The organism is Marinobacter flavimaris, from assembly GCF_045057155.1.
GTDB classification, from domain to species: domain Bacteria; phylum Pseudomonadota; class Gammaproteobacteria; order Pseudomonadales; family Oleiphilaceae; genus Marinobacter; species Marinobacter manganoxydans.
The window spans coordinates 3,148,790-3,171,826 of record NZ_CP171359.1 but is presented as its reverse complement, the minus strand read 5'-3'; the positions used below and the strand labels follow the sequence as shown (position 1 = coordinate 3,171,826).

At 55.6% G+C, this 23,037-nt stretch carries 13 protein-coding genes; 9 read left to right on the top strand and 4 right to left on the bottom strand.

Annotated elements, in window-relative coordinates:
• Positions 1-99: 99 nt before the first annotated feature.
• Together ACGK9W_RS14940 and ACGK9W_RS14935 are read right to left on the bottom strand one after the other, a co-directional pair.
• The gene (locus ACGK9W_RS14940; protein WP_008173578.1) at positions 100-981 is read right to left on the bottom strand and encodes a phosphate/phosphite/phosphonate ABC transporter substrate-binding protein; all 882 of its coding nucleotides are present in this window, start codon (positions 979-981) and stop codon (positions 100-102) included.
• Entirely contained in the window at positions 978-3,302 is a 2,325-nt protein-coding gene (locus ACGK9W_RS14935) for an EAL domain-containing protein (protein ID WP_008173576.1), read from the bottom strand. The genes ACGK9W_RS14940 and ACGK9W_RS14935 overlap by 4 nt, the downstream gene beginning before the upstream one ends.
• 359 nt (positions 3,303-3,661) lie before the next feature.
• On the opposite strand from ACGK9W_RS14935, the gene ACGK9W_RS14930 reads away from it, so the two are divergent.
• The 8 genes from ACGK9W_RS14930 (at position 3,662) to ACGK9W_RS14895 (ending at position 15,932) form a co-directional block, all read left to right on the top strand.
• Positions 3,662-5,653 carry a bifunctional UDP-sugar hydrolase/5'-nucleotidase gene (locus ACGK9W_RS14930; protein ID WP_008173574.1) on the top strand — a complete coding sequence of 664 codons (1,992 nt, stop codon included), beginning with the start codon at positions 3,662-3,664 and terminating at the stop codon, positions 5,651-5,653.
• 375 nt (positions 5,654-6,028) lie between these two features.
• Positions 6,029-6,775, top strand: a complete 747-nt coding sequence (locus ACGK9W_RS14925; protein ID WP_008173572.1) for a ParA family protein — start codon at positions 6,029-6,031, stop codon at positions 6,773-6,775.
• 62 nt (positions 6,776-6,837) lie between these two features.
• On the top strand, positions 6,838-8,538 hold the full coding sequence (locus ACGK9W_RS14920; RefSeq protein WP_405417337.1) for a BMP family ABC transporter substrate-binding protein: 1,701 nt from the start codon (positions 6,838-6,840) through the stop codon (positions 8,536-8,538).
• An 80-nt stretch (positions 8,539-8,618) separates the two neighbouring features.
• Positions 8,619-9,737: an alanine dehydrogenase gene (gene ald / locus ACGK9W_RS14915; protein ID WP_405417335.1), complete on the top strand. Its 1,119-nt coding sequence runs from the start codon at positions 8,619-8,621 to the stop codon at positions 9,735-9,737.
• 22 nt (positions 9,738-9,759) lie between these two features.
• Positions 9,760-10,332 (top strand): glutathione S-transferase family protein, encoded by a 573-nt coding sequence (locus tag ACGK9W_RS14910; protein WP_008173565.1) that lies wholly within the window; start codon positions 9,760-9,762, stop codon positions 10,330-10,332.
• Between the two features lie 194 nt (positions 10,333-10,526).
• Entirely contained in the window at positions 10,527-11,138 is a 612-nt protein-coding gene (locus ACGK9W_RS14905) for a Yip1 family protein (protein WP_008173563.1), read from the top strand.
• Positions 11,139-11,354: 216 nt separating this feature from the next.
• Positions 11,355-13,097: an alkaline phosphatase D family protein gene (locus ACGK9W_RS14900; protein ID WP_405417333.1), complete on the top strand. Its 1,743-nt coding sequence runs from the start codon at positions 11,355-11,357 to the stop codon at positions 13,095-13,097.
• A gap of 108 nt (positions 13,098-13,205) precedes the next feature.
• Complete coding sequence (locus ACGK9W_RS14895; protein ID WP_405417331.1) at positions 13,206-15,932, top strand: cation-translocating P-type ATPase; 2,727 nt, start codon at positions 13,206-13,208, stop codon at positions 15,930-15,932.
• Here ACGK9W_RS14895 and ACGK9W_RS14890 read toward each other — a convergent pair.
• Complete coding sequence (locus ACGK9W_RS14890; protein WP_008173557.1) at positions 15,913-18,330, bottom strand: D-xylulose 5-phosphate/D-fructose 6-phosphate phosphoketolase; 2,418 nt, start codon at positions 18,328-18,330, stop codon at positions 15,913-15,915. The two genes, ACGK9W_RS14895 and ACGK9W_RS14890, sit on opposite strands and share 20 nt — an antisense overlap.
• A gap of 212 nt (positions 18,331-18,542) precedes the next feature.
• Here ACGK9W_RS14890 and ilvD point away from each other — a divergent pair, with 212 nt between their 5' ends.
• Complete coding sequence (gene ilvD, locus ACGK9W_RS14885; RefSeq protein WP_008173555.1) at positions 18,543-20,231, top strand: dihydroxy-acid dehydratase; 1,689 nt, start codon at positions 18,543-18,545, stop codon at positions 20,229-20,231.
• A gap of 12 nt (positions 20,232-20,243) precedes the next feature.
• On the opposite strand, the gene ACGK9W_RS14880 is transcribed toward ilvD, so the two are convergent.
• On the bottom strand, positions 20,244-22,847 hold the full coding sequence (locus tag ACGK9W_RS14880; RefSeq protein ID WP_405417328.1) for an EAL domain-containing protein: 2,604 nt from the start codon (positions 22,845-22,847) through the stop codon (positions 20,244-20,246).
• Positions 22,848-23,037 lie beyond the last annotated feature (190 nt).

The window sequence follows — 23,037 nt, the reverse complement described above, 5'->3', positions numbered from 1 at the left end:
TTTTTTACATCGCTAAGTGTTTTTGAGAATCCAGACACTGGAATCAGGCAATTCAGCGTTGGGCTATGGATTAGACGAAAAGTTCTTCTCCCGAATCGATCAGTCTGGAAGGATTGCATCGATCGCTTCGTAGTCACTGTGGGAAACGCTGTTGACGCCCACCGCTTGCTGTGTGTCCAGATAAGCCGTGAGTTTTGCTGAAGGCGTTTTCAGCAATTCCATCACCGTTTCTCGAAGAGTAGGGCAGATTCCGCTCCTGAAGACAAAAGGGTCATAGTGAAGCGCTGGAGATCGCCACAGCACTTTAAAAGCGTTCTTCCTGATGAGTCCACGCCTGAAAAGTTCATCTGCTCTAGCGCTGGATACGAATGCAGCTTCGGCTTTGTTGTCTGCCAGAAATAGAAGGGCCTTATCGTGACTTCCTGCATAGATCTCTGCGCCGAAGAAATCAGAGAATGATTCTTTGAGTTCAGCGGCAAATGCGTGCTTTGGCATCAGGGCGCCCGATGTACTCGAAGGGTCTGTTAGCAGCACACGCGCTGAGCGAAGGTCTTCAATCCGGTCAACATCGCTGGAAGTGGGAACGAGCAGCACTGAATAGTAGAAGCTTCCCTCCGGTGTTAATTCGCCCTTTTCCGTGATCAAAGAGGCAAATGCTTGGATGTCCGGGTCATCTCGATGGGCAAGGATGTAAGATGCCGGCCCCATCACTGCCAGATCGACACTGCCCGCAACTATGCCATCAATCACGCTTTCGTATGAACTCGCCCGCACCAGGTCAACAGGTATCCCGAGACCCTCTTCCAGAAGCTCAAGTAATGGTTGGTATTCGAGTACCTGCTCATCGAAGTCCGTCTTGGGAACCATCGTGAATTTCAGGCGATCTATTCCGCAGTTCTCACTTTTCAGGGTCTCTGATGCGGTGGCCCAAGTTGATAGGAGCGTCAATGCGAGAAAAGCCAGAAGCGAAACTGGATTCACACTACGTTCTCCTTTTCCGTAAAAGCTCTCTCGAAATCCAGTATCTTTTCCGCCGGCATAGGCCTGCCCAAGAAATAACCCTGAGCAATATGGCAGCCCGCCACTTTCAGGTGTACCAATTGATCATGGGTCTCCACGCCTTCAGCCACTACCTGAATCGCCATCCGTCTGGCAAGGATGATGGTTGAGGAGACAATCGGACTGTCGTCGTGGCTGTTGGATATGCGGTTGATCAAGCTGCGGTCAATTTTCAACTTATCAACAGGTACAGCCTCCAGGTGGGCAAAGCCGGCGTAACCAGTTCCGAAGTCGTCGAGACTGAGACGAATGCCTGCCTGTTTGAGGCGGTGGAGTGTCTCAACTGCTCGGCTCTCCAGCATGGCTGTTTCAGTGATCTCCAGTTCCAGTAAGTCCGGATTCAAGCCCATATCGGATAACATAGTGAGCACATTCGCGCAGAAATCCGGTTGAGAAAGCTGAATAGGGGAGACGTTCACAGCGATAGGTTTTGAGACACCAAGCATCTGTTGCCATTCGGAGATTTGAACGCAAGCGAGTCGAAGCACCTCCATCCCAAGCTTCACAACGAAACCGGTTTTTTCTGATAACGGAATGAATTTGTCCGGGTAAAGCAAACCGAAACTGGGGTGCTGCCAACGCACCAGGGCTTCATAACCAATCACTTCCATGCTGTCGAGGCAAACTTGCGGTTGGTAGTGAAGCAGGAAGTCTCGATTTCGGAGAGATTCGGTAAAGGCCTGCTCGAGATGAAACTCCTCTACGTCTGTAACGTTCAGAGATTGGTCGAAAAAACGGTACTGGCCACGGCCAGCTTTTTTGGCAGAGTACATGGCCGCATCGGCACAACGCGTCAGTTGATCGACACTCTGGCCATCCCTCGGGCTGATCGCGATACCGATACTTGAACTGGTATTGAGTTCAGTACCTTCAAGCATATACGGCGCTGATAAGTGATCGGTTAACGCGGAGGCCCATTGTTCGATACCGGCCTCAGTACGATCACCTAGCAGCAAGACAACAAACTCGTCACCACCAAAACGGGCCGCGATATCGCCAGGAGCCAGCATTCTCTGGATCCTGCCAGCGACGGCTTGCAGCAACATATCCCCAACATGATGACCCAGAGAATCGTTGATGGACTTGAAACGATCCAGATCGATAAAAAGCATCGAGCTCAATCGGCGTGCACGGCGTTGTTCCAGCACCGAGGTCTTTGCTTCGTCCAGAAATTGCCGTCGATTCAGAAGTCCGCTGAGGTGATCAATGGTAGCCGCGCGATTGCTGCGGGCGTTCTCGGTTTCGAGTCGTTCAATCAGCTTTCGGTTGCTTTGCTCCGACGTCCGCAAAGCTTCGAGCACTTGTTGCTGTTTCTTCAGGCCGTGGATCAACCAGATCACGATTCCCACAACCAGGGCTGTCATCAAGGTATTGGCAGCCAGTTGCTTTGCCTGGCCGAGTGCCAAGGGGGCAAGAACCTCTTCAAGGGGTTGTGCCACGGCTATAGTAAAGCCATTTATTGGCCTCGAAACAGAAACGTATTGGTAGCGCCCTTCTGGCAAATTGATCACAGCATCGCTGGTGATCACTCGACCTTCTTGTGGCCGGGACATCTTTGGTAACGCTGGACCGCCGATAACAATTCCACTTTCGCTCGCGCGCATCCATTCGTTGCCAGCGGAGTCCAATATCTGAATGAAGCCAGAACCCAATTCGACGTTTTGCATCAAGCTGGCGAGGTAGCCAATGTCCAATTCAATCAATACCAGCAGGTTAGGCTGCGAAGAGCCCGAATCGCTCAGCGGTACCAGAAACGGCAGTCTCCAGGCGGGATCCCCGGGCGTATAGGCCGGGTCGTCCAAGCGGTTGGGTAGGAGCGGTGCAAGGCCTGAATGGGCAAAATGCGTTTCGGCCTCTGTTAACCAGGATTGCAGATTCGATCTGGCTGACTCCGTGTGGCTCGCGTAGAGCAGATCACCGGACGCGTCATAAATGCTGAATCGGTTGAACACCGGATCCTCTGCAAGCAGCGTGAGAAAACCGGATTCATCTTCACTTTTGGATACGAGATTTCCATGGAGCAGGCGCCCCATCACCTTGCCTCGAACCGTCATTTGTTTGAGGCTTTCTGAAACTATCAATGCCAGATTGCGGTTTTCCGATATTTGGGAATCGAGAGCTTCCGTTCTCTTAGTTGAGTTTTGCCAGATGAACAGCGCCCATAAGAACAGAACGACGATAAAAGCCAGCACCAACATGGTGAGCTGGACGTTGCTCAAGGATGTATGGGACTTCAAGGACATCAAATGAGGACCTGGAGGATCATGGGCAGGTAACGAACAGGATTTCGAGCGCTGAACCAGTCCCGAGTGCAAACGGGGTTACAGTCAGGTTGCTCCACCGCAAACCCTAGCAAGTCATCATGACAATGGCGTGACTGACTTTGATTTTGTTCAGAATGCCCGTTGTAAGCCATGCTTTCGAAACCCTGGAAATAGCCTGCACATAGAAGAACTGCACAACTGTCAAACCAGTCACGTTAAGAAGGTCACGAAACGAACATCTTTTCGTCATAGCAAGTACATGTCGCATTCATAAGCTCCAAGTTGGCGCTGTTCGACTTCAAACGCCATGCAAAAACTGAAAGCCACTGGAGAAAAAGATGCGATACCTCAATTCAACGAAAGCTGGCCTGATATTCCTGGCGCTTGGTTTAACGGCCTGCACAGACACGGCTGACGAAAGTGATGTAAATGCACTGCGCGATGATTTGAATAACCTGACTGATCAGGTCAATAACGAAGAGACCTTCGAGCTGCAGTTGTTGCACCTGGCGGATATGGATGGCTCCAACGTCGACGCGCTGGCCAATGTTGGTAACATCGCTGCGATCGTCAATGGCCTGCGCAACCAGCATCCAGAAAAAACCCTTTTTGTGAGCTCCGGCGACAACTACATCCCGGGTTCCCGTTACACGGCTTCAAGTGATGATTCGTTTTCCACGGTTACTGGAGTGGCAACGCCGGGAGATGGTCGGGCTGATATCGCTTTTCTTAATGCAATGGGGCTCGAAGCATCTGCAGTGGGTAACCATGATCTGGATAGCGGAACCTCAGCATTCGCCGGTCTGATCGCCGCGGATGGCAACTGGTCCGGCGCGCAATTTCCTTACTTGAGCGCTAACCTTGATTTTTCAGCCGATACCAGTGTTAGCGGCCTTGAAGTCTCGGATGGACAGGAGGCTAGTGCGATGCCTAACAGTCTCGCAGCATATGCAGTGGTGACTGTAGATGGTGAGCAAATTGGCCTGGTCGGTGCATCAACGCCGACGCTGGAAAACATTACCTCGACCGGTGATATTAATGTTTTGCCTGCAAATGACAGTATCACTGACCTTGCTGCAGAGATTCAGGTATCGGTCAATGAGCTGACAGATTCAGGCGTAGATAAGATTATCTTGCTCGCGCATATGCAACAGCTTGCTGTTGAAAAGCAGCTCGCCTCACTTTTGTCCGAGGTTGATATCATTGTCGGAGGTGGATCTAATACGCTGCTTGCCGATTACAATGATCGTTTGCTTCCTGGCGATACCGCGGCTGACTCTTACCCGTTGATCTACAACAGTGCCAGTAACGAGCCAGTTGTCCTGGTAAACGTAGATGGCGATTACAAGTACCTTGGTCGCCTGATGGTGGAATTTGACGCCGCTGGCCGCATTATTTTGAGTAGCATCAATCCGCTCGTCAGCGGCGTCTACTCTGCGGAAGATGAGACGGTTAGCGCCGTGAATGGCAGCGCAAACAGTACCGTGGATAATATTGTTACGGCTGTAAACGATGTTCTTGTTGCTCAAGAGAGCAACATTCTGGGTAACACCTCGGTTTACCTGAACGGTCAGCGTTCATCTGTTCGTTCCGAAGAGACAAACCTGGGTAATCTGACAGCAGATGCCAACCTCTGGTACGCTCAGGAATATGATGCCAGTGTAGATATTTCGCTGAAAAATGGTGGCGGAATTCGCGCTGATATCGGCAGTTTCGCCTTCCCTCCCGGCTCAACCGATGTCGAGGATATTGAGTACTTCCCACCAGAGTCTTTTCCTGCTGCCGGCAAAGAGACTGGCGATATCTCACAGTTCGATATCCAAAGCGCATTGGCATTCAACAATGGGCTAACCCTGGTTGATGTATCAGCAGCCGAGCTCAAAGCGATTGTTGAGCATGGCGTATCAGACATCGGTGGCGGTCGCTTCCCGCAAGTCGGTGGTCTGAGCTTCAGCTATGATCCTGGCGCAGCCGTGGGAAGTCGGGTTACAGACCTGAGTGTTGGTGGCACTGCTGTAGTGAGTTCCGGTGTGGTGCAGGCTGCTGGCCCGTTCAGAATGGTCACCCTGAACTTTCTTGCCGGTGGAGGCGACGGATACCCAATTCCAGCAACGAATCGCGAAGATCTGGTGCTTGATGCCTCTCTGTCAACAAGCGTTGATATGAGCGCCAATGATCCAGGCCAGGCAAGTTTTGCTGAGACTGGTTCTGAGCAAGATGCACTCGCAGAATATCTGAAGCAATTCCATCCAGATGATTCGGCACCGTTCAGTAATTCGGATACGATTGCTGATGATTCAGCGACTGACTCACGGATTAGCACCCTGTAAGTGCCCTGAAAAGGCAGAAAGTAGCGGTCTAGTTACCGCTACTTTCCCATTGCTTTGCCCGCAGTCTCGAGATTCGAGAAAACACTTCAAACTGGCTTCTCTAACGCCAGCATTTATCTGTAACGTTAAATGCTCTCCCTCAGCCAACGTCTGGATCCTCAAAGAGCCCAATGGTTTTTCGCTGATGACCCGTATTTGCTTGCGTCGCTTCGGCAAGAAAGCTGCGACATCAGGGCGGAAGCGTCTAGTTGACCTGGATAAGTCTATCGGATTAGCCAAAGGTAGCATGCGCTTTGCAAGCGTTGGGTTTGAGCGACCTCTGAGTGCCTTCGTAAACTATGAAACACAACTCTGATTCAACGGGGCCTCTGACCCATGAGAATTATCGCCTTCTATAGTCCGAAAGGCGGTGTCGGCAAAACCGCCTCCGCCGTCAATATTGCATATCTGGCCAGCAGAAGTGGCTGCTCCACGTTGCTTTGGGACCTGGATTCCCAAGGTGCTGCAAGTTTCTACCTCTCTGGAGGTGAGCCCGGGAAAGGAAAAAAGATTTCAAAGCTTCTGGAGGGCAAAGTACCCATTGCGGAGTTCATCGAAGCGAACGTATACCCCGGTCTGGATTTTATCCCAGCCCACAAGAGTTTTCGGAACCTGGATATTCGTATCGAAGAAGACGAGCGTTCATTGCCATTAAAATCCATGCTCGCGCCTCTTGCCGAGGAAACGAGCCTCGTTGTGCTGGATTGCCCACCCGGCCAGTCTCGTCTTACCGAGCAGGTTTTGAGGGTGGCTGATGTCGTCTATGTACCGCTGGTACCGACTTGGCTTTCTATGAATAGCTGGCTTCAGTTTCGGGATTTTGTTCGTGATAAAAAACTTGGTCAAAAAAAATTGAGACCTTTTTTTACTCTGGTTGACCGTCGTAAGAAACTCCACCGGGAGCTCTGCGAGCAAGCTCCAGATCTATTTGATCGGCACATGGAAGCGATGATTCCCTATTCAAGCGCCGTCGAGCGCATGGGCGAGGAAGGGTTACCCCTCGAAATCTTAAGTCCCCGATCCAATCCGGCCCAAAGCTACAGAAAGCTCTGGAAGGAAATCCAGTCCGAGTTACGCATGTGAATTGTCGTCGTGGCGTAGCTGCATAGTTTAGGCCTTGCAGAGCAGTATTGGAGGTAAGACTGATGAGACAATGGATCCTTTTTTTGTGGCTCGCGACCCCCGGTCTTTTTGCGGATGTATTACCTTCTGATTCGTTTGCACCTGCCATTCTGTTCAATTCGGCGATTGTTCTCGACGGCTCCTACAATGAAAGCCTTCTGGCCGGAATGGAACAGTTTGAACAAGAAAAAGGTGTTCCGTTTGCTCAGGTTGCGACTGCTGACCCAGATCATTACCGCCAGTCTCTTGAATCTCTCGCGGTAGCGGGGCATTCGCCAATCATCGTGCCCGGTGGTGGAACCCAGTCAATTGTCGAGACTGTAGCGCCATCCTTCCCTCAAACGACCTTTATTTCGATTGGTTATCAGGTAGATGCGCCCAACGTGCGGTCAATTATTTTCAGAGAGTGGGGCGGTGCTTATCTCGCCGGGGTTCTGGCTGCCTACCATAGCCCGAACCGGAAAGTGGCGTTCTTAGGTGGGCTCCCGGTCCGTTCGGTCAAAGAGCTGGAGGCTGGGTTCCGCGCCGGATTTAACCGTGTACTGCCGGACGGGCAGGTCACTAGCCTTTATCTGTCTGAATATACTGAGCGCCCATGGGACGACGAAAATAAGGCCAGAGAGCTCGGGAGGCAGCTTTTCAGCAGTGGGAATGACATCGTGTTTGCTGCTGCGGGTGGCAGTGGCAAAGGAGCGTTAGCAGCAGCCGCCGAAGCTGACAAACTTGCGATTGGTGTCGACCGGAATCAGAACCATCTGTATCCCGGTCATGTTCTTACCTCTGTTGTAAAACACCTGGATAGGGCCGTTTATGTGGCGTTAATCAGTGAACGCTGGCAACTATGGCGTTCACATGTCAAAAGATTGGGTCTTGCTCAAGGGGGTGTGTCCATCAGTATTGATGAAAACAATCAGCCGCTGTTGTCCCAGGACATTATTGAGGAACTCCAGAAGAATCGGAGCCGGCTTTTAGCGGAATCGACCGGCCTGGCGGGGGACACCGACGGCGTCGATCAAGACATTGCAAAGCCGCAGTCTCTGACAGTGGCCGTTCCTGAGGAGGTCCGATTTCCATTTATTCAAGCTGATGAATCCGGGATAACCGGAATCGCCATAGATGCTCTCAGTATGGTTAGTCGGCAATTGGGCGTGGAATTCGAGTACCGGGTTTTGCCGACTCGACGAGGCGCCTATTCGCTTGGGGAGTCGGTCGACGGTTTTATAGCGATCTCGCACAGTGACGACACTGAGGCGCGTGGAGTCTTCCCGATGCGGGACGGTAACGCTGATGAAGACAGGGCTTTAATGACCTGGGATCTGGCAGCTTTTCAACTGATCAATCAAGGCGTTGTAGATGCTTCCATGTTGCAGCCACCCTTAACGATACCTCCGGGATCGGGAACGGACAATCTGACAGAACTCCAAGGCCTCGAAACCCACGTCATCGGCAGTGTAGAGCGGCAGTTGAACATGTTGCTGCGTGGGCATGCGAAAACAGCCCTCGCAGATGCGTTGCACGCCGATCATCTCATAAGAAGTCGGCCAGAGTTTGCTGGAAAAATCCGAAAGGTAGCGGCATCGGTCTCCACGGAATCAAGCTATTTGGTTTTATCGAAAAGCTTCTACCATCAATATCCAGAATTTAGCGAGATCTTGTGGAACAAGCTGTCGGAGATTCGTGAGTCTGTAGAGCTTTGGGATGGGGTAGATCGTTATTTTCGGTAGCCTCGATGGCCGCACCGAAAAGCTTCATTGACTAGACTATGCATGGATACTCACAAATCCGGACTGTCAGGAGGTTGTGTATGAAAATCGGCGTGCCCCGGGAAATCAAGAACCGCGAATACCGTGTAGGCATGACACCCGCTGCCGTTCATGAGCTGTGCGGCCACAATCATGAGGTGTTTGTGGAAACCGGAGCTGGCCTCGCCATTGGCTTTTCCGACGAGGATTATCGGCAGGCCGGAGCGCGAATTCTTGAGACGGCCGGGGAGGTTTTCGATACCGCAGAGTTGATCGTCAAGGTCAAGGAGCCCCAGGCCGAAGAGCGGGCCATGCTGAAGCCGGAACACACGCTTTTCACCTATCTGCATCTGGCCCCGGACAAAGCGCAGACGGACGACCTGGTGAAGTCCGGCGCTACCTGCATTGCCTATGAGACAGTGACCGACCATGGAGGGCATTTGCCCCTGCTGGCGCCTATGTCGGAAGTCGCCGGGCGCATGTCGATCCAGGCCGGTGCCCATTGCCTGGAGAAAGCCATGGGCGGTCGCGGCGTGCTTTTGGGCGGCGTACCCGGTGTCAGTCCGGCGCGGGTAGCGGTCGTTGGTGGCGGAGTTGTCGGCCAGAATGCGATTGCGATGGCGGTCGGGTTGGGTGCCCAGGTCACGGTTCTGGACCGCAACATGGACGTACTCAGAAACCTGGACCATCTCTACGGCAACCGCATCACAACCCTGTTTTCAACGGCCCAGACTCTGGATCAGGCGGTGACGGAATCCGATCTTGTCATCGGCAGTGTGCTCATTCCAGGGGCCTCTGCGCCAAAGCTGATCACCCGCGATATGATCCGCCGGATGCCGGAGGGAAGCGTTATCGTGGACGTTGCCATTGATCAGGGTGGCTGTGCCGAAACCTCCCGGGCCACGACGCACGACGATCCCACGTATATTGTTGATGGTGTGGTACATTACTGCGTGGCGAATATGCCGGGTGCCGTTGCGCGCACGTCGACTCTGGCGTTGAATAACGTCACCTTGCCTTTTGTGGCGGCCCTGGCCAATAAGGGTCCGGATCGGGCGATGAAGGAAGATCAACACCTCAGGGCCGGGCTGAACGTGGCCGCGGGCAAGGTGACCTACAGGGAAGTGGCAGAAGCGACCGGGCACCCATACACCAACCCTGAATCCCTGTTGGGATCCTGAGTGTGAAATCCCCGGAGAAACCATGAAACTGATCGGATCCACTACTTCACCTTACGTTCGGCGCATTCGTATCCTGCTGGACGAAGAGCCCTATGAATTCCTCAATCTCAATATCTATGGTGAAGGCCGGGACGAGCTGCGGCGAAACAATCCGACCCTGAAAATTCCGGTACTCGAAGACGGTGGCAAGGAAATCTATGATTCCCGGATTATCGCCCGTTACATCAGTGCCAAACAGGGCCGCGATCCGCTGACCTGGGATCAGGAAAACCAGCTGACCATGATCGATGGCGCCAATGACTCCGCGGTCACCTTGCTGCTCTCGGAGAAGTCCGGAATCGATACCGGCGCCGACCTGATGTTCTACAACCTTCAACGTGAACGCATCATGACAACTTTGCGCACGCTGTCGGCAATGGCGGAAGAGGGCCAGTTCGAGGAATGGAATTATCCGGCCATCTGTCTTTATTGCCTGGTGGACTGGCTGGATTTCAGGGACCTGGTGGACTTTTCCGGTGTAGAGAGCCTGTTATCCTTCCGCGACAGCCACAGGGATTACCCCTGGGTTGCCGAGACTGATCCGCGCAATTCCTGACTCCGCGCGGCCGGCAATCGCCGGCCGCCGCCTCCAGCCAAGGCTGAAAAAAACTTGCCCGATCATCCTGCGTCATTTTGCTTTCGCAATCGCTGTTCTTGACTATAGTTAAGATTAAGGAACAGCGTCTGATCTGCCGGTTACCGCGTTCCGTACGTATAAATACCAACAATAGAAGAGAGAGGGGGTCATCCATGCTCCTGTCACATGCGTTCGGTCTCTTTACCCATCCTGATGAAGAGTGGGCTTCCATACGAAAAGAACATGAAACTCCGCGCCGGGTCTATGTTGCCTATGTTCTGATTCTGGCGGCGATAGCTCCCATTTGTGCCTATATATCGACTGCCTATTTCGGCTGGACGGTTGGCAATGAGCGGCTGATCAAGTTAACCGAGATCAGTGCAATGCAGCTCAGCGTGTTGACCTATCTGGCAATGCTGGTCGGCGTTTTTGCGCTGGGTTATGCCATCAACTGGATGGCAAGAACCTACGGCGCCAAGGAAGAACACGTACCCTCGAACGGTATTGCCCTGGCAGCCTACTCCTGCACTCCTCTGTTCCTCGCAGGATTTGCCCTGCTGTATCCAGTGCCCTGGTTCAACGCCATCGTCTTCCTGGCCGCCGCCTGCTATGGCGCCTATCTCATGTATGACGGGCTGCCGATTGTCATGGGCATCGAAAAGGAGCGGGCGGTAATGTACGCCGGAGCGTTGCTGACCGTCGCCCTGGTGATCCTGGTATCCACTCGCGTGGGTTCCGTCATTCTCTGGAACTTCGGAGTTGGTCCGGTATTTATCAGCGGATAGACCGGGTTTAAACGGACCGCAAAAGGGGAGCCACTGGCTCCCTTTTTTTATGGTTTCTGGTTCTTGCAAAAGACTTGTCGTGATTTGCCATCCCCCTGTCGCAAATTGGCAATGCGTTCTTAACCAAGCCCGATTAGCTTCTTCATTTGGAGTAGAAACGGCGAAAGGTGCAGAACGTCGAGACTACAAGGGACGAATGCAGGGGAAGATATAACAATGAAACGACTGACACGACGGGATTTTCTGAAGGCATCAGCCATGGGTATGGGCGCCGTGGTGATTTCGACCGGCCTCGCAGGCTGTGTACTGGACAGCTCCGACAAGCGAACAATCAGCTTTACCCATGGAGTGGCCAGCGGCGACCCGCTTGCCGATGGTGTCATGCTCTGGACCAGGGCTGCACCGGCGACCGGTTCGGCACCCGTCGGTGTCGCCTGGGAGGTGTCGACGGATGAGGGTTTCGAGAACCTTGTGCACTCCGGCACGGCAGAGGCCACTGAGGCCCATGACTTCACCGTCAAGGTGGATGTCCGCGGCCTGGCACCGGGGCAGAGCTACTATTATCGCTTTCAGACGACCGATCGGCAGTCAGCGGTGGGCGTAACCCGGACCTTACCGGAAGGCAGTATCGACTCAGTGCGCCTGGCCGTGGTCTCCTGCGCGAATTATCCGGCCGGCTATTTCAACGTCTACGGGGAAATCAGTAAACAGAATGACCTGGATGCCGTGGTCCATCTGGGCGACTACATCTACGAATACAGTTCCGACAGCAGCAGTTATGCGGCACAGGATGCCCAGGCGCTGGGGAGGACCTTTTCTGAGGACAACAACCTTGAGCTGATCGAACTGGTGGATTACCGCAGGCGGTACGCTGCGTACCGGGCAGACCCGGATCTCCAGTCCCTGCATGCCAGAGTGCCGTTCATTGTTGTCTGGGACGACCATGAGGTGGCCAACGACACCTGGGAAGAGGGCGCCGAAAACCATAATGACGGAGAAGGCGATTTCACCGAGCGCAAGCTCAATGCCCTCAAGGCCTATTTCGAGTGGATGCCGATCCGTCCCGTGATCGAGGGCAGCGACGAAGCGATTTTCCGGACTTTCCGGTTCGGAAATCTGGTGGACCTGCACATGCTGGATACCCGCATTATTGGGCGCGACCAGCAACTGGACTACATGGACTACTTCACGGGAGAGGGACTGGATGCCGCCCGCTTTACTGCGGATGTTGGCAGTCAGAACCGCACCCTACTGGGCGCGGAGCAGCTGCTCTGGCTGCAGTCTTCCCTGAACTTCTCCACCGCAACATGGCAGGTGTTGGGACAGCAGGTATTGATGGGCCGGATGAATTTGCCGGCAGAGCTTCTGGTGGGTATCGCCACGGAACAGTTTGAAGGCCTTCCGGAAAAACTCGCGGAACTGGCTCAGCTCAAAGGCCGCGCTCTTGCGGGTGACCCTTCTCTGACTCAAGAGGAGCTGGCACGGATCAATACCGTCGCGCCTTACAATCTGGATGCCTGGGATGGTTACCAATACGAACGGGAAGTGGTTCTGGGTACCGCCAAGGCGCTGAACAAGAATCTGGTGGTGCTGGCGGGGGATACCCATAACGCCTGGGCCAATAATCTCAAAGACATCAACGGTGACCAGGCTGGCGTGGAATTCGCCACTTCCGCGGTCACGTCACCCGGCCTGGAGGAGTATCTGGGCATTCCGGATGAGATGATTCAGGGGGCGGAACAGGCCATTGGTCTTCTGGTAGATGATCTGGATTACCTGAATGTGAATCAGCGAGGCTACATGGTAGTAACTTTCACTCCGGAAGAAGCCCGTGCCGACTGGCATTTCGTGGACACTATCAAGTCACGGGAGTATCAGGTTGATGCGGCGCGAAGTGCTTCCCGTCGGGTATTGCCGGGTCAGGGCAACCGTACCGTAGAAAACGTCACCGCCGGATAGGGCGCCAGACTTCCCCGTTAGCTATCCTGTCCTTGATGCAGCGCAAGCCACCCCGGGTACATTCCGGGGTTTAATGGTGATGTTGTAACGACAGGGAGCTCTGAGGATATGTCTGAATCTGTGGAACTGGACAGCGGCGAGCGCGAGCAGGGGGAGCTTGAGTGGCATGTACTTCAGCCTGCTGATGCCCGGCAGAAGCTGAAGGCAGAGGCACCTCTGTCTGATGATGAGGTTCGCCATCGCATGGCCAACCACGGCCCCAATGCGCTTCCCGAGGCTCGTGTAGGGGGGGCTTGGGCGCGGCTGGGCCGGCAACTCAAAAATTTTCTGATTTACGTGTTGGCAGCCGCCGCAGTCATTACGGCCAGCTTGGGCCATTGGGTGGATGCAGGCGTTATTCTTGCCGTCGTTGTTATCCAGACCCTGGTGGGCTTTATCCAGGAAGGAAAGGCCGAGCAGGCCCTGTCTGCCATTCGCCACATGCTTGCACCCAAAGCACGGGTGGTGCGTTCCGATGGCCAGCATCAGATAGACGCTGCGAATTTGGTTCCGGGTGATACGGTGCTGTTGGAACCAGGCGACCGGGTGCCCGCTGATCTTCGTCTGGAGAAATCCCATAATTTGAAAATCGATGAGGCCATTCTAACGGGTGAGTCCGAGGCTGTTGAAAAATCGACAGAGGCGGTCACTGCAGACGCCCCCTTGGGTGACCAGTCCGGAATGGCATTCTCCGGCACCATGGTTGCAACCGGCACTGGTCGAGGCGTGGTGGTCCGCTCAGGCGCCAATACCGAGATTGGCCGCATTTCCGGTCTGCTTGCCCAGACCACAACCCTGAAAACCCCCTTGCTGGAACAGATGGACAGGTTCGCTCGAATCCTTTCCATTGTCGTTATTATCGCCGGCATTGCGATTCTTGGCGGCGGGTATGTATTCAGCGGCTTGCCATTTCGCGAGCTATTCATGGCCGTAGTGGGTCTGATTGTGGCGGCTATCCCCGAAGGGCTGCCGGCGATTCTCACCATTACCCTGGCAATTGGTGTGCGCCAGATGGCTCGTCGTCAGGCAGTGGTTCGTCGAATGCCGGTTATAGAAACCCTGGGCGCGGTGTCGGTGATCTGTTCGGATAAAACCGGAACCCTCACCCGAAACGAAATGATGGTAACCCGGGCGGTATTATCTGGTGTCCGGCTGGAAGTGACCGGCGAAGGTTACGATTTTGATGGTTCGGTGAACTCCGAACAGGGGCATCCGCCGGACTCTGCCCTGCTTGACGAACTTGCCCGGGCGGCGGCCCTTTGTAACGACGCCCACGTCCACCATGATTCCGGCACAGTCAGGATTACTGGCGATCCCATGGAGGCCGCGCTTTCGGTGTTCGCCCGAAAAGCCCGGTTTGACGTTGAAAACAGTGCCGCTGACTGGCCCCGGAAAGACGAAATTCCGTTTGATACTGAAAATCGCTTCATGGCCACGCTCAACCATGATCACCACGGACATAGCGTGATCTACCTGAAAGGCGCGCCGGAGCGGATCCTGGATATGTGCTCCAGCGAGGTTGTCGAGTCCGGGGAAGGCGGGGAACTCCGCCGGGAATTCTGGGAGCAGGTCATCACAGAAATGGCATCGGATGGTCTCAGAGTGCTGGCCCTGGCCCGGAAACCGGCAGAGCGAGGCATCGGTGAACTGGCCATTGAGGATCTTGAGCAGGGTGCCGAGCTGCTCGGATTGGTCGGGCTGCTGGATCCGCCCCGGCAGGAGGCCATTCGCGCGATTGCGGAGTGCCACGATGCCGGAATTCGGGTCAAGATGATTACCGGTGATCACGGGATAACGGCAGGCGCTATTGCGCGCAAGCTGGGCCTTGAAAATACCGAGCGGGTGCTGACTGGCAAGGAACTGGACCAGCTGGATGATGACCAGCTTCGCGATCTCGTTGGCGAAGTGGATGTCTTTGCCCGGACCAGCCCGGAACATAAGTTGAGGCTGGTGACCGCTCTTCAGGCCCTACACGGGGTTGTGGCCATGACCGGTGACGGGGTGAATGATGCCCCGGCACTGAAGCGGGCAGATGTCGGGATCGCCATGGGGGTGAAAGGCTCGGAGGCAGCTCGGGAAGCGTCTTCAGTCGTGTTGCTGGATGACAATTTTGCCAGTATTGCCGCAGCCGTACGTGAGGGCAGAACGGTCTACACAAACCTTAAAAAAGGCATTGCCTTCCTGCTCCCGGTCAATGGCGGCGAGTCCATCAGTCTGGTCACCGCTCTGCTGTTGGGGCTCACTCTTCCCATCTCTGCCTTGCAGATTATTTGGGTCAACATGGTCAGCTCTGTAGTCCTCGCCATGACGCTTGCTTTCGAACCGGCCGAGCCCGGGGTTATGAAGCACCCCCCCAGACCCAGAGGCGAGTCTCTTTTGCGGGGGTTCGTGGTCTGGCGGGTCGTTTTTGTGTCGCTGCTTTTCCTCTCAGGTATCTTCGCCGCATGGTACTGGGCCATGCACCAATACGGAGATGAAAGTATTGCCCGCACTCTTGCGGTCAATACGCTTGTGGCTATGGAGGTCTTTTACCTGTTTGCCGTGCGCTATCTCGACTCAGCGTCGATCACTCTGCGTGGGGTGTTGGGCACGCCGATCGTGCTGTTGGCAGTTGCCACGGTGATCGCGTTGCAGTTGTTGTTTACCTATTTGCCCTGGTTTAACCAGACGTTTGGCACGCAAGCGCTCAGTCTGGAGGCATTGGGATTTGCAGCAGTCGCTGGCGGGCTGGTGCTGGTGATTCTGGAAATCGAGACAGCGTTGAGAAAGCGCCTGCTCAGGGCAGGCCCCGTGTAATCACGGCCGGGTCGCCGCGACCTTCCACAGCAGCCAGTTCTGCACTGGAAAGCCACTCGCCCGGTGGCTTGTCCATAACGCTGGCGCAGGCGGCCAGGGCATGGCCCCAGGAACAACCGTTGGCGAACAGCATGCCGGCCTCATTCAGGGTGCCGCCGCGGTTGATGTAACCCAAAACCCGGGCCTGTGACGGTTCCGGGAACAGTGGGAAGAGATGGCCCCGGAACACTTCAGGGCGCATGTGGGAGAGGGCAACCCGCCGGTGAATGCGGTGGGGGAACAGGCGCTCCCTTTCGAACTCCGACAGGCACACCTGGGCTTCCATTGTGTCCCTTGGCTGACGGAATCTACCGGGTTCCTGAATATAGACCAGCCGGAAGGGTGTGCCTGTCTCCCGCAAGCGTTCGCATGCTCGTATGGCCTCGGATAACTGGTAGGCACCATTGGCCATAAGCAGCAATGGTTCACCGGACGAGGTATCTTCATCCACCACCAGGGCCCCGTGCCTCGCCAGCAGTTCCGCTTCCCGGGTGTCGAAGACGCAGGGGCGTTCCCGTTTCGGGATCACCATGCAACTGATCGTGCCCCTTTCACGGAATACAGATGGCAATGTTGCCAGAGTGCTGTTGTAGTCGGCCGGAAACAGCACCCGGGAGACGTCGTTCATCTCCGCGAGCATGCTTTCGCAGAAGGTGGTGTCCTGATGGGACTGCTCGTTCTTGCCATTTTCCCAGGTGTGGGAGGTGGCAATAACCGGCAAGCCGAGCCAGCGGGCAGGCCGCCCGATTTCTTTCTGGTGCCGGGCAAAAATCAGCTCCTGGCGGATGGCGCCAAGCATTTTCACGCAGAAGGCCTCATAGCTGGCGACCAGATTTAGCCCGGCCTTATTGGCCAGACAAGCCGATACCACAGATTCTTCGTTCAGTGCCGTGATGATCTTGCCGTGCACCGACTCCTGATCGTTCTCGGGATCGTTCACCCGGTGCTTCAGATCATCCAGCACTCCGCCAAGACGATTGCTTGCCAGCTCGTCCGGATTGCCCACTCTGGCCCTGAGGTCCGGGTTCTGGGCCACCAGCGCACGGAAAAAATCATCCACAGCCTTCATCGGCGAGGTGCATTCCCGACGGGCCGGAAGCCGGGGGATTATCGGGTCCGGGGGATTGCGGGTCGCGAGGGCATGATCCCGCTCCAGGGGGCGTGATTGTCCAGCGTGCTGGTTCAGTTGAGCGATACAGCTCTGAAGTTGGTCCGGAGCCACCCACAACCTGGCTGCATGTTCGTTAAACAACTCCCTGGCCCGAGCGTCCATACGCGGGTTTCCAGGCAGCGGCAGGTTGTGGGCCGCATTGCTGCTGGCGCCATAGAAACCGTAACCCTTGGTGGTTTCTGCTATGCCATAGGGCACCCGAACCGGGTAGCTGCTTTCACCGCGTAGCGCGGCCTCGCCATTGGTGGTAAGGGCCTGCTCCATCTCGTATAGCGCGCAGACAAAGGCTGCGGGATCCCGGCCGTCAAAACGGAAGGGCACGAAGCCCCGGTGCTCAAGGTGCGCCTCGAAGCGCTCAAGACCCTCGCGAGTGCCCAGCTCCGTGCGCTGTTCGATCCGCCGACCGTTGGCAATCATGACCGGCATGATGGCTCCGCAATCCTCGGCGCGCCACCAGCGAGGAATCCAGTCGCTGCCGCGCTGCTCTTCGGCGGCGCCGTCTGAAAGAAAGGCGACCAGAGATTCGCCGGGCAGAGGCATGTGGGCATATTGAAGTTCGGCAAAACCCAGGTAACCACCTTCCAGAATGCCGCCGGCGGTGTGCGGATTGACATGGCTGCCAAGGGGAGCAGCCATGGTGCCGTCCGGCTTCTGCCGGTAACTGTAGAAATCGGCCACCAGAGTGGACAGCCCGTCAGGCCCGCGGTAACGCTCCGCCTGTTCCGGATGCAGGTTTCCGGTGAGGACATTCAGGGCGTCCACGGCTGCCACGCAGTGCCCCTGGCCCATCAGCCAGCTCCGTGTGCGTTCGGTCAGATTGTTCAGAGCCAGATAGCCGGCATAGGCCGGCACCATGTTCAGTGCCCCGCCGGTGTGGCCTTCCGGATTGGTCTTGAAGTCCTGAGGCGCCAGCGGCTGGCCGGAGACATCAACCCGGCGGGCGTAGGTCATGTGGACTACCAGCCAGAGACCGGCACTGGTCAGCCTGTCCAGGTCGGCGAGTTTACGATAGACCGCGGCAGCATCGGGCTGGTGGCCTGCAGCAACCAGGTGCTCTGCCAGTACGCTGACCTGATGTTGCGTGGCTTCACTGTGCTGGATGACGCCATAACCATCGCACCAGCGCCGGAAATCCGGGCAGTCCGAAGCAGCGTGATTCACCGCTGCTGTTTGAATGGGAAATGGCATGAGATGCCTCCATGGCGTCAGTGTGTCCGCGAATTTTAAAACCACCGCTGTGAACTGCCATTGATGCAGGTCAGTCGAAACTGCATCTTTCTGCAGACTGCCCCAAGCCAAGCGTTCCACCCGCCCGCGTACAGGCTTGCTCGCCTGCCCGTTGCCGAAAGCCATGGTTTCTGAGAGTCTGTTCGAATAAGCCACCTGATAAGGAGACTCCCATGACGCAAGACAAGAATCAGGACAAGCGCCGGAAATATTCGGCCCCCGTTGTTGATGGCATTGGCAAATCCGCCAGCCGTGCCATGCTTCGGGCCGTCGGGTTTACCGATGAGGATTTCAAAAAGCCCCAGATCGGCATTGCGTCCACATGGAGTAACCTCACGCCGTGCAACATGCACATCAACCAACTGGCCGAGGAGTCGGCTGCCGGAGCCGATGAGGCAGGCGGCAAGTCACTGATTTTTAATACCATTACCATATCGGACGGCATTGCCAATGGTACCGAGGGCATGAAGTATTCCCTGGTGTCCCGGGAGGTGATCGCCGATTCCATCGAGACCGTGGCCGGTTGCGAAGGGTTCGATGGCCTGGTGGCGATCGGTGGCTGCGACAAGAACATGCCCGGTTGCATGATGGGCCTGGCGCGTCTGAATCGGCCATCTGTGTTCGTGTATGGCGGCACCATCATGCCTGGCGAGAACCACACCGATATTATTTCCGTGTTTGAAGCCGTGGGTGCCCACGCCCGTGGTGATCTGGATCTGATTGAGGTGAAGCAGATAGAGGAAACCGCGATTCCGGGGCCAGGGTCCTGTGGTGGCATGTATACCGCCAATACCATGGCGTCGGCCATCGAGGCCATGGGCATGAGCCTGCCGGGCAGCTCCGCCCAGAACGCTGTGTCGGAGACCAAGGCGGAGGATTGTCGAGGTGCCGGTGCTGCGGTGCTGAACCTGCTGGAGAAAGACATCAAGCCCAGCGACATCATGACCCGGAAAGCCTTCGAAAACGCCATTACGGTCGTCATCGCCCTGGGCGGTTCCACCAATGCGGTACTGCACCTGCTGGCCATGGCCAGCACCGTCGGTGTCGATCTGGAGCTGGAAGACTTTGTCGAGATTGGCAAGCGGGTGCCGGTGCTGGCGGATCTGCGCCCGAGCGGCCACTACATGATGTCGGAGCTGGTGGCCATCGGCGGTATCCAGCCGCTGATGAAAATGTTGCTGGACCGCGGGCTGCTGCATGGCGACTGTCTGACCGTAACCGGCCAGACTCTGGCCGAGAACCTGGCCGATGTTGCCCCCTATCCGGAAGGGCAGGACATCATTCACGCCTTCGACAACCCGATCAAGGCGGATAGCCATCTGCGGATCCTTTTCGGGAACCTGGCGCCAACCGGAGCGGTGGCGAAGATCACCGGCAAGGAAGGCACGCATTTTACCGGCCGTGCCCGGGTATTCCATTCGGAAGAAGAAGCCCAGGAGCGGATTCTCGACGGCACAGTGGTGGCCGGCGATGTGCTGGTCATCCGCTACGAAGGCCCCAAAGGCGGACCGGGCATGCGGGAGATGCTGAGCCCCACCTCCGCGATCATGGGCAAGGGCCTGGGCAGCGATGTCGCGTTGATTACCGATGGCCGGTTCTCAGGAGGCAGCCACGGTTTCGTGGTTGGCCATATCACACCGGAAGCGGCCGAGGGCGGCCCGATTGCGCTGGTCGAGGATGGCGACACCATTACCATTGATGCCGTCAGTAACCGGATTGAGCTGGATGTCTCGGATCAGGAACTGGAACGTCGTCGGCAGGCCTGGCAGGCTCCACCACCCCGTTTCACCCGAGGCACGTTGGCGAAGTATTCGCGAACCGTAAGTTCTGCCTCGAAAGGGGCTGTGACCGATTTGCCCTGATCTGCTTGGAGCTCAGGTCTTCAGCTGTTCTGGCTTGCCCCAGTAGTATCCCTGGCCATACAGGCCGGGGAACTGCTGTAGCCAGGCGGCGATAGCTTCCTCCTCCACACCTTCGACCACAACATCCAGGTCGAGAGCCTCACCCAGGTCAAGCGCCGCTCGGAATATCCGCTGTCGGGCGGGTTGGGTGAGTATGTCGCTGAGAAAACTCCGGTCGATTTTTAACTCGTCCAGCTCGAATGTGGCAAGGGTTCCCAGCGACGAGTGCCCGGTTCCAAAATCATCGACGGCAATTCTGAACCCGCTTTGGCTCAGGGTCCGAATAACGACTTTTGCCAAGGCTGTGTCAGCCATCATCGCTGTTTCGGTAATCTCCAGAATAAGATCGGAAGGTTGTGCCCCATGGTGCTGCACAATTGCCTTCACCTTTTCCAGAAAGTCCGGGTGGGTGAGATCGTTTGCAGAAATGTTGACCGCAACGGCAATGTGGTCCCCGTGACGGGCCTTCAGCGCGCTCATATCTTCACAGACGCGGTCCACCACCCAGAGCGTAACGTGGTGAATCATCCCGACCTGTTCGGCTAATGGGATCCACCGATCCGGAGCAACCGTGCCGAAGTCCGGGTGTTGCCAGCGGATCAGGGCTTCCAACGAAGCGATACGTGCGTCCTGTATTCGCACGGTTGGTTGGTATTCCAGCCATATGCAGCCATTACCCAGTGCCTCTTCGATATCCAGCATCAGCATTTGCTGCTGGTACTGCCAGTCCGCGATAGCCGGGTCGTAGACCGTCAGGGGCTGATGCGTATCCAGGGCAGCAAAGCCAGCTGATGAAAGGATATCTGACGCGTCGACCCCATGCTCCGGAGCATGGGCGATACCCACCGATGAACTCCACGATAGCGAGAACCGGCCCTCGCGGAAGTTCTCTCCCAACCAATTCATGAGCGTTTTCAGTTTTTCCGGGTAAGTGTCCGGGGCGTCAGTATGGAAAAAGGCAAAGGCATGATTGCTCGTATCAATGCTGGCGAGGGCATAGCCGTCAATTATGATCAACTGATCACCCATGATCCGTTTCAGGAATCCGTCGAGCTCCCACAGATAACTTCTGAGCAGATCCTCTGCCGTCCGATAGCCGAGAGCCTGCTCGATTTCGTTAAACCGGGTCAACTGAATCATGGCGACGGTGTAGGGCTGTTGGTGGCTATCAAGTTGATCCAACGACTCCTCCAGCATGGCCCGATTGGGTTTGCCGGAAACACTGTGTGTTTTGAGGAGTTGCTTGTAATTTTGCTCAACGTGAGATCGCAGCGTTTGTTCCTGGCGGGCCCGAATATCAGAAGCCAGCCTTTTTTTGCGCTCTTCCAATATCTGACGGCCAATGCCGCTGGTCAGGATCAGAGATGCGGCCGCTGCACCGATAAAGAAGGCGGAATCGGTAAAGCTGTTCACCGGGACCCAGCCGACAGTCCGTGCTGCCGAGATAACTGTACCCAGGAGAATGAAGAGCAGTGATAACGCAAAATAGCGGGCATACACCTCGTGTCGGGCCTGTTTTAGCGTCAGGGCCAGAATCATTGAACCACCGGTCAGGGCCAGTATCAGGAAGGAGTCCTGACCGAGCAACGGTAGCCGCAGTGGCATGGCCAGCAGATGTAAAAGGCCAAGAACACTCGCTGCATTCAGTAGCAGTCTCGGGAGTCTGGAGACCTGGATAAAGTTTGGCGTGATTTGGCAAAGTGAGATGAGGCAAAGACAGAGGCTGATGTTCAGTAATGCGTTTATTTCCGGGAATTCTGGCCAAATCAGCCAGAGCCCGAAGCCCTCCATGACAAGTTGCACGTGAATAACGGATAGCGTGAGAACGCCCAACCAGGCCAGCCCCGGGAGTCTGAATTTCATCATGAAGCTGAGGTTCAGCAACAGCGCAAAGACGAGGAGGCCAGTGATGAACGCCTTCCAGGTCATGGTTCCTGCGATGTCGCTTACAACATTGTCAGGTTCCAGAATGCTAATGGGTAGTAGCGTGGGGCCGGCATTCTGAACCTCGAACAACAGTGTGGTCGTACCCGCCGGTAATGAAACTGGCCAGATCCACGGTGGTAGCGAAATCAGCCGGTTACCGAATGGGTAAAGGTCTCCCATGTCACGAAGCCGCTGGAAAGCGCCATTTTCATCGAGAATGGCGGGTCTGAGCCGGTCGATGTAGGGGGCGGATACAAGGACCCACTGTTCGGCGTTTGTGGCTCCAAGGTTCTCCACCGTCACCTTGAAGGTGACAGGTCCGTTGTAATAGCCAATGCCGGAGTTCTCTGACGGGGCCGCCTGCCAGTTTTTCTGCCGCCAGTTTTCGTCTTCTATAACCTGCTCCAGAGGCGCAACCAGATAGTCGATCTGCACAATGCGGGAGGACTGGGACGCTGACCCGGGAGAGTCGACGTGCGACAGCGCGGAAACCGGATTTTCAGGCGCGTGAAGGAGGCTTGCGAGCAGACCGTATGCCATGGCAGCCATCAGGAACAGGAAGGGCATCCACCGCCGAAAAGGTGTCAGCCCGGACTGGGCTCGGAGTTGTGACAGCACGGCTTTTTCAGTCTGATGTGTGCTGTCATCCATATGAAGCGACGGTTCCGCTAAGTGGTGTTTTCTGACTCGATGGATCAGGTCGAATTTTAATGGTTTTTCAGCTCACTTGCATTTGCTACGTGAAATTGGCGCAAGAAACTTTTCACCTGATCAAACAAGACATTCGCTGGTATAGTTAACCCTGACCATCCTATCTCTAGAAGCCTGTTTCCGGACCGGT